Consider the following 8,554-nt stretch of genomic DNA (forward strand, 5'->3'; position numbering starts at 1 on the left):
CAGGTCCAATCGTCATTGGGCAGGCAGCTGAATTTGATTATGCAGGGACGCAAGCTTGTTTAACGTTAAAGGAAGAAGGCTGTGAAGTTATTCTGATTAATAATAACCCTGCAACGATCATGACAGATGAGAATGTCGCCGACCGTGTTTATTTTGAACCATTAACTGTTAAAAATATTGAAGCAATTATACAAAAAGAAAAACCAGATGGGATATTAGCGTCAGTTAGTGGGCAAACCGGTTTAAACTTGGCATTTAAATTACAAGACAAAGGTATTATTACTAAATATAATTTAAAAGTTTTAGGAACTCCTATTGATTCAATTATGCAAGGGGAAGACCGTGATAAATTTAGAAATTTAATGCAAGAAATCGAAGAGCCAATTTCAGAAAGTGCCATCGTTGATAATCTCGATGATGCACTAGCCTTTAGTAAGGAGGTAGGCTACCCGATTATAGTAAGACCTGCGTATACGTTAGGAGGTTCAGGAGGCGGGATTGCAACTGGCGAAAATCAATTTATTGAACTCGTTTCTCGCGGATTAAGAGCAAGTCCTATCAACCAATGTTTGATTGAAAAAAGCATTGCCGGCTGGAAAGAAATTGAGTTTGAAGTAATCCGAGATCAAGCAAATGATGCGAGCATCGTGTGCCATATGGAGAATATTGATCCAGTTGGCGTGCATACGGGTGATTCGATTGTCGTTGCTCCAATTCAAACTTTATCCGCTGAGGAAATTCAGATGCTTCGGGATGCGTCCTTAAAAATAGTGAAAAAGCTTGGTATTGTCGGAGCTTGTAATGTTCAGCTTGCCTTTGAGCCAAAAACGAAAAAATATATCGTCATTGAAGTAAACCCACGGGTTAGCCGTTCAAGTGCACTTGCTTCAAAGGCAACAGGATATCCTATCGCCAAAGTTGCTACAAAATTAAGTTTAGGTTACACATTGGCCGATATAAAATATGGTAAAACTGGTGAGTCACTTGCAACATTTGAACCGGAATTTGATTATGTTGTTGTGAAATTTCCGTGTTGGCCTTTTGATAAATTAACTACGGCAGATCGCAGGCTCGGTACGCAAATGAAAGCGACCGGAGAAGTAATGGCAATTGAAAAAACAGTTGCTGCAGGACTGCAAAAAGCAGTACGTTCGCTTGAATTAGAAGGAGAAGGGTTAACGTTACCGATTTTACAAAAAATGAATACCGGCGAACTTCGCAAATTAGTGTTCAATACGGATGATCGGCGATTTTTTGCAATTCTGGAGCTAGTGAGACGCGGTGTAGATATTATGGACATTCAAAAAGCAACAAAAATTGATGCCTTTTTCTTGCGTGAAATGAAAATGCTCGTTCGGTTAGAAAGTGAAATTTTAAAAAGTACGATTGACAGTGTCACGATTGAACAGATGCTGACGTTTAAGCAATATGGTTTTACCGATCAGTGGTTAGCTAACATGTGGCAATGTCCAGTCGCTGACGTACAAAAGAAGCAGCAACAATTTTCCATTTACCCGGAGTACGAAATGATCGACGCTTTTACAGAATCAAAAACAGAAAATGCAGTCTATTATTATGCAACATGGGATAGTGGAGAAACACCGAAAATTAAGAAGGTAACGAAAGAAAAAGTGCTTATTATCGGCTCGGGACCTATTCGTATCGGGCAAGGTATTGAATTTGATTATTGCTCTGTTCAAGGCATAAAAGCTTTACAAAAATACGGTTATGAAACAGTTTTAATTAATAATAATCCGGCCACTGTAAGTACTGACTATGAACTTGCTGATAAGTTATATTTTGAACCGATAACAGCAGAAGATGTGCTCCATGTAATGAAACATGAAAATATAACGAAGGCAATCGTACAGTTTGGTGGGCAAACGGCGATTAATTTAGTAAAAGAATTGGAAGCAGCTGGTGTTGAGTTACTTGGATCGACAATGGATACAATTGATATTTTGGAAGATCGGGATCGCTTTTATCAATATTTAAAGAGTATAAATGTTCCGCATATCCCTGGGCAAACAGCAATTACAGATGAGGACTTAATTGCAAAAGCGCGTGAAATTGGTTATCCGGTACTTATCCGGCCCTCTTATGTTATAGGTGGAAAAGGAATGGAAATTATCCGTTCAGAAGAACTTTTGGAAAAATTTATTTCAAAAAATTTAACCGCATCCTCTTATCCAATTTTAATTGATGCGTATTACCCGGGTAAAGAAGTGGAAGTCGATGTCATTACAGATGGAGAAACAATATTTATTCCGGCTATTTTTGAACATATTGAAAAAGCGGGTGTTCATTCCGGTGACAGTATGGCAGTAACGCCACCGATCTCTTTACCAGAGACGGTTAAGGAGCAAATTGTCGATTATGCCGAACGAGTAGCGACGAACATTGACTTTAAAGGGATCTTCAATATTCAATTCGTAATCTTTGAAGACATATTATATGTACTTGAGGTAAATCCACGAGCTTCAAGAACGGTACCAATCGTTTCCAAAGTAACGGATATTAATATGATCGAACTTGCAACAAAGACGTTACTCGGAACATCGTTGAAATCACTTTGTGGGAAAGTGAAATTACTCCCTGAAAATAAATTTTATACAGTAAAAGCACCGGTCTTCTCCATCGATAAATTACCGGGGGTCGATCCCAAGTTAGTTCCAGAAATGAAATCGACCGGTGAAGTGATCGCAATGTCAAAGGACTTATCTGAAAGTATAACAAAAGCATTTTTATGGAGTGAAGAATTAAGTCATTCGTATCGTAAAGAAGATAAAGAAATTTTCCTTGCTAAAAATGAGGCAAGTTTTCTAAAAGTGGAAGCAAGACTTACTGAAATCGGTATTACGGCAAAATATTCAGAAGACTTTGGTGAAAATATTCCATTTAAAGAGATGGAGGACTGGATGCGTTCTAAAAATGCGGTTGCTATTTATAGTCCCGAGGAAAATGGAGCTTTTCGTGAAAGAGCGTTGGAATTTAATTTAATCGTCATGACTTCAGAAGAAACCGTTCGTGCGTTTTCAATGATGACAAATAAAACAGTGGATATAGTGGGAATCCACGAATTAGAAAGAGCTAATCAAAAGGAAGTGGTGTTTTTATGAATCAACCCGCAGTGCTACAACAAATGAAAAGTAAATTAAATGGAAAAGATTTTTTACAAATAAGTGATTTTACAAAAGATGAACTGATGGACTTAATTGAATTTGGAATTAAGCTTAAAAATATGCAAAAACTTGGTGAACCTCATCGTTATCTTGAAGGAAAGACGCTTGCGATGATTTTTGAGAAATCATCAACGAGAACCCGTGTCTCCTTTGAAACGGGAATGTACCAGCTTGGTGGTATGGCTCAATTTTTAAGTAAAGAAGATATCCAAATGGGGAATGGCGAAACAGTTGCTGATACAGCAAAAGTACTCTCCCGGTTTGTTGATGCGATTATGATTCGGACGTATGGGCACGATATTGTTGTGGAATTAGCGGAAAATGCAACCGTTCCTGTCATAAATGGCCTAACGGATGATGCTCACCCATGTCAGGTAATGGCCGATTTAATGACCATTTATGAAAAGAAAGGTTCATTTAATGAGCTGAAACTTACTTTCGTCGGTGATGGAAATAATATGTCCCAGTCTTTGCTCATGGGGTGTGCAATAATGGGTATTGATTGCTATATTGCGGTTCCTGAAGGCAATGAAATTAAAAATGGCATTTTGCGGATGGCAAAAGAGAAAGCGAAACTTTCTGGAGCGAAAATTGTGCAGACATATGATGCAGAAGAAGCGGTAAAAGATGCAGATATTATTTATACAGATGTCTGGGCGAGCATGGGCTGGGAAGGAGATCTTCAGGCACGGCTAGCAGAATTTGCCGACTATCAAGTTAGCGAAGAACTTGTAAAAGGCGCAAAAGATGATTATCTCTTTATGCACTGCCTCCCCGCAAAGCGTGGTGAAGAAGTAGCAGCAGCAGTCATCGATGGCGAAAATTCCGTTGTCTTCGATCAAGCAGAAAATCGTCTTCATGCGCAAAAAGCTATTTTAGCATCATTGGTATAATGAAGTGAACGCTGACCTCTGAACGGGGTTGGCGTTTTTTTGTGTGCTTGAGTTGCGTGGTTAACTCGCGTTCTTCGTGGTTAAATCTCAAATTGCGTGGTTAAATCGTGTTCTACGTGGATAAATTTAGAATTAGCTGTTTAATCGCCAGCTTCGTGGTTAAAACTCAAGTTGCGAGGTTAACTCGCATTCTTCGTGGTTAAATTTCGAATTAGCTGGTTAAGTATCAGCTTCGTGGTTAAACCTCGAATTGCGTGGTTAATTCGCGATCTTCGTGGTTAAATCTTGAATTAGCTGGTTAAGTGCTGATCGAGCGACGAGCCACCACATTTTTATTCAAGAGCTTTACGGTTAACTGTTGATGTCCTTATGTTTTAATCTTTCACTTACTAAAATAAAAAAACTGTCTTTTTGCAAAAAAGACAGTTTTTCCCTCTTGTTATTCTACTTTTACGATCCAATTAAACGGATCTTCCATTTTTCCGTACTGAATACCTGTTAACGTATCGTACAATTTTTTAGCAATTTCTCCGGTTTTGCCATCATTAATGGTGTAGTCTTTTTCTTCCCACGTCAGCTGACCAATTGGAGAAATGACAGCCGCGGTACCTGTTCCAAATGCTTCTTCTAATGTCCCGTTTTCATGAGCTTCGGCGATTTCTTTCATCGCAATTCTTCTTTCAACAACTGGAACATCCCAAGATTTTAGTAATTGAATGACAGAATCACGTGTTACACCTTCCAAAATACTACCATTTAATTTAGGAGTAATAATTTCTCCATTAATTTTGAAGAAAACGTTCATGCTACCGACTTCTTCAATGTATTTTTTCTCTACACCGTCTAGCCACAGAACTTGTGCAAATCCGTCTTTTTCCACAATTTCTTGAGCCATTAAGCTTGCAGCATAGTTTCCGGCAGTTTTGGCTTCACCTGTCCCACCTAATACAGCACGTACATATTTATTTTCCACCGCGATTTTTACTGGATTAATTCCTTCTTTATAATAAGCACCAACTGGAGATAAGATGATCATAAATTTATATTGCTTTGAAGGTGCGACACCTAAATACGGTTCTGTAGCTATAATGAAAGGACGGATATATAATGAGGTCCCTTCTTCATTTGGAATCCAGTCTTTTTCAATTGTTAGTAGTTTTTTTAAAGCTTCGAGTGCTAACTCTTCATCGATGTGTGGAATACATAGTCTGTCGTTTGAGTGATTCAAGCGTGTGAAATTTTTATCAGGTCGAAATAATTGAACATCGCCATTTTCTGTAACATAAGCTTTTAACCCTTCAAAAACGGTTTGCCCATAATGAAAAATGATCGCAGCAGGGTTAAGTGTCAAATTTTGATAAGGTACGATTTGTGGATCATGCCAGCCTTTTTCTTCTGTATAATCCATGCTAAACATATGGTCAGTAAACACACGACCGAACTCTAAGTTTTTCCAATCAGGTTTTGGTTTGTGATTTTTTGTATATTCGACATTGATAGTCTGTACTTTCATAACTCTATCTCCCTCGTATTATTTATTTCAAGAACAAAAATTTGCTCTTTGACAACTGAATAATTGCGTTACCTTTGACTGTGGTAAAAATAAAATTAAAACTGCTTGCCATTGATCGTCGCGAGTTCAATGGTGGCGGTCATTGGACAACCAAAACTTCCACCTTGGATACTGCGTGATGTCCCTAGATAATAGAATTGGAATAGATCCAACTAAGAATATGCTGTTATCTCCCTCGTAGTGATAATATGAACGAAATTATCTCTATTATAACGTATATAGAAATAAATTTGTTATTAGTTATATAAAACTTGGAAATATTCGTTCAAAATATTGAAAGAAGATAATATTAATGCTATATTAAATCATACTAAATTTGTATGAATTATTTAATTTTAATATAACCAATGCGTAACACGAAAGCTAAAAATGAATATGTTAAACTAATTCATATAGGAGGTCTATAAAATGAAATTGACAGACTTAAAAACGATGGATGAAAGACTGGAATTATTAGAAAAAACAGCAGTGAACTTTTCAGATCGTGCACGTGAACATGATGAAGCAGGCTCTTTTCCATTTGAAAATTTTGCAGAGCTTAAAAAAATAAATTATCCTGCACTTGCGGTACCGAAAGAATATGGTGGGTTAGGGATCTCTTTATATGAAATGTTAAAAATGCAGGAGACGATTGCACAATATGATGGATCAACAGCATTGTCGATCGGCTGGCATATGGGAATTACAAAACATACCGGTGAAACAAATGCTTGGGATAAAGCGACGTATGAAGCTTTTGCAAAAGATGTTTTGGAAAAAGGCGCATTATTAAATAATGCCGCGACAGAACCTGCAACAGGGAGTCCGACTCGAGGAGGAAGACCGGAAACGGTTGCGAAAGAAACGGAAGACGGTTGGATTATTAATGGACGAAAGTCATTTACTACACTTGCACCAATTTTGGACTATATTTCGGTAAGTGCGTCGATTGATGGAACGGAAAAAGTAGGCAGCTTCCTTGTCCGACGTGAACTAAATGGTGTTAAGGTGGAAGAGACATGGGACTCGATTGCGATGAAGGCAACGGGAAGTCATGACTTAGTCCTTGAAAATGTGAAACTGAACAAGCAAGATTTACTAATGTATATTACCCCAGGAGATAAAGGGGCGCAAGGTTGGATGCTCCATATCCCGGCATGTTATCTAGGAATTGCAAAAGCTGCCCAAAAATATGCGATCGATTTTGCAACATCTTATTCTCCATCGAGTATTAAAGGAACGATTTCCGAAATCCCGGCAGTTAGACAGAAAATTGGTGAGATGGAACTACGCGTATTAGAGTCAAGTACATTTTTATATTCTATCGCACAAAAATGGGATGAAAGTGATCATGAAACTAGAAATACAATGAAAGCAGAGCTTGGGGCGGTAAAATTATCGGTTGTAAATAAAGCATTAGAAATAGTTGACCTTGCCATGCGTATTGTCGGAGCAAGAAGTTTATCTGCTAAATGTCCGCTTCAACGTTATTATCGGGATGTAAGAGCCGGTTTGCATAATCCGCCTATGGACGATATGACAATTATGGGGCTTGCCGGTTCGTCTATTCAAAAACATACTTGACATTTTTTCCTAATAAGATAATTTAAATATAAGTGAAATTTTAGGAGGGCTTGTATGCAAAAGTTTGAGCAATCTGATGCGATTAAACGGCTTCCAGATCAGTTTTTTGCTAGACTTGGAAAGAGAGTGCAAGAATTAGTAAACGAAGGTCATGATGTAATTAATTTAGGGCAAGGTAATCCCGATTTGCCGACTGCAGATCATATTGTAAAAGCTCTTCAAAAAGCGGCAGAAGATCCGATAAACCATAAATATTCTCCATTTCAAGGGTTTCCGTATTTTAGGCAAGCAGTAGCTGATTTTTATAAACGAGAATATAATGTAGAACTTGATCCAAATGAGGAAGTTGCATTAATGTTTGGTTCAAAAATTGGTCTATTTGAAGTTAGCCAATGTTTGCTGAATCCGGGAGATTTAACATTATTACCAAATCCAGGTTATCCAGATTATTTATCTGGTGTCGCATTAGCAAATGCCAAACATGAATTCATGCCACTTTTAGCTGAGAATGGATTTTTACCAGATTATAATAAAATTTCTGGGGAAATTTTAGAAGAAGCGAAATTGATGTTTTTAAATTATCCGAACAACCCGACAGCAGGAGTTGCGACACGTGAATTTTTTGATGAAACAGTAGCTGTTGCAAAAAAACATAATATTTGTGTTGTGCATGACTTTGCTTACGGGGCGATTGGATTTGATGGTGTTAAACAACCTAGTTTTCTTGCGTCAGAAGGGGCAAAAGATATTGGGATTGAAATGTACACACTCTCAAAAACGTATAATATGGCCGGCTGGCGTGTGGCATTTGCTGTCGGAAATGCATCCGTCATTAAGACGATTAATTTATTGCAAGATCACTTGTTTACTAGTTTGTTTGGAGCCATCCAAGAAGCTGCAACAGCGGCGATTTCCGGGGATCTTACTTTTATCGATGAATTAGTAGCAACGTATGAGAAAAGAAGAAATGTTCTAGTCGAAAGTCTACATAAAATCGGCTGGAAAGTGGAAGCACCTAAAGGGACATTTTTCACATGGTTTAAAGTACCTGACGGCTATACATCTGCTGAGTTTGCTGACTTGTTGCTGGAAAAAGCCCATGTCGTTGTTGCTTCTGGAAATGGGTTCGGTACGTTAGGAGAAGGGTATGTCCGAATTGGACTGCTTGACTCAGAGGAGAGGCTCCGGGAAGCGGCCGAACGGATTGGGAAGCTCGGATTGTTTTAAAAATAATTTGACAAACTTCGACAAGACTAGTAATATAGTAGATTATAAAATTAAATGATAACTTATCAAGAGTGATTGAGGGGTCAGGCCTGATGAAATCACAGCAACCTTCCAAG

At 38.1% G+C, this 8,554-nt stretch carries 5 protein-coding genes; 4 read left to right on the top strand and 1 reads right to left on the bottom strand.

Translation table 11 applies throughout. The annotated features are described in order from the left end of the window. Both ACPYKA_RS16085 and argF read left to right on the top strand, forming a co-directional pair. Positions 1-3,119 (top strand): carbamoyl phosphate synthase large subunit (locus ACPYKA_RS16085; RefSeq protein WP_479543234.1); only part of this gene is annotated, 3,119 nt, incomplete at its 5' end. Next, positions 3,116-4,075, top strand: a complete 960-nt coding sequence (argF, locus tag ACPYKA_RS16090) for an ornithine carbamoyltransferase (protein ID WP_479543235.1) — start codon at positions 3,116-3,118, stop codon at positions 4,073-4,075. The genes ACPYKA_RS16085 and argF, both read left to right, overlap by 4 nt. A gap of 439 nt (positions 4,076-4,514) precedes the next feature. Here argF and ACPYKA_RS16095 read toward each other — a convergent pair whose 3' ends face one another. Further along, positions 4,515-5,588: a branched-chain amino acid aminotransferase gene (locus ACPYKA_RS16095; protein ID WP_479543236.1), complete on the bottom strand. Its 1,074-nt coding sequence runs from the start codon at positions 5,586-5,588 to the stop codon at positions 4,515-4,517. A 468-nt stretch (positions 5,589-6,056) separates the two neighbouring features. Between ACPYKA_RS16095 and ACPYKA_RS16100 the strand changes: the two genes are divergently transcribed. After that, entirely contained in the window at positions 6,057-7,211 is a 1,155-nt protein-coding gene (locus ACPYKA_RS16100; RefSeq protein WP_479543237.1) for an acyl-CoA dehydrogenase family protein, read from the top strand. Between the two features lie 54 nt (positions 7,212-7,265). Continuing rightward, positions 7,266-8,438 carry an aminotransferase class I/II-fold pyridoxal phosphate-dependent enzyme gene (locus ACPYKA_RS16105; RefSeq protein WP_479543238.1) on the top strand — a complete coding sequence of 391 codons (1,173 nt, stop codon included), beginning with the start codon at positions 7,266-7,268 and terminating at the stop codon, positions 8,436-8,438. Positions 8,439-8,554: the final 116 nt, after the last annotated feature.

The organism is Pseudogracilibacillus amylolyticus (SeqCode), from assembly GCF_051918545.1.
Classification (GTDB): Bacteria; Bacillota; Bacilli; order Bacillales; family Amphibacillaceae; genus Pseudogracilibacillus.

Bases quoted from the DNA above. Each gene is read 5' to 3' on its own strand.
- argF (WP_479543235.1), top strand. From the start codon at position 3,116: ATGAATCAACCCGCAGTGCTACAACAAATGAAAAGTAAATTAAATGGA.
- ACPYKA_RS16095 (WP_479543236.1), bottom strand. From the start codon at position 5,588: ATGAAAGTACAGACTATCAATGTCGAATATACAAAAAATCACAAACCA.
- ACPYKA_RS16100 (WP_479543237.1), top strand. From the start codon at position 6,057: ATGAAATTGACAGACTTAAAAACGATGGATGAAAGACTGGAATTATTA.
- ACPYKA_RS16105 (WP_479543238.1), top strand. From the start codon at position 7,266: ATGCAAAAGTTTGAGCAATCTGATGCGATTAAACGGCTTCCAGATCAG.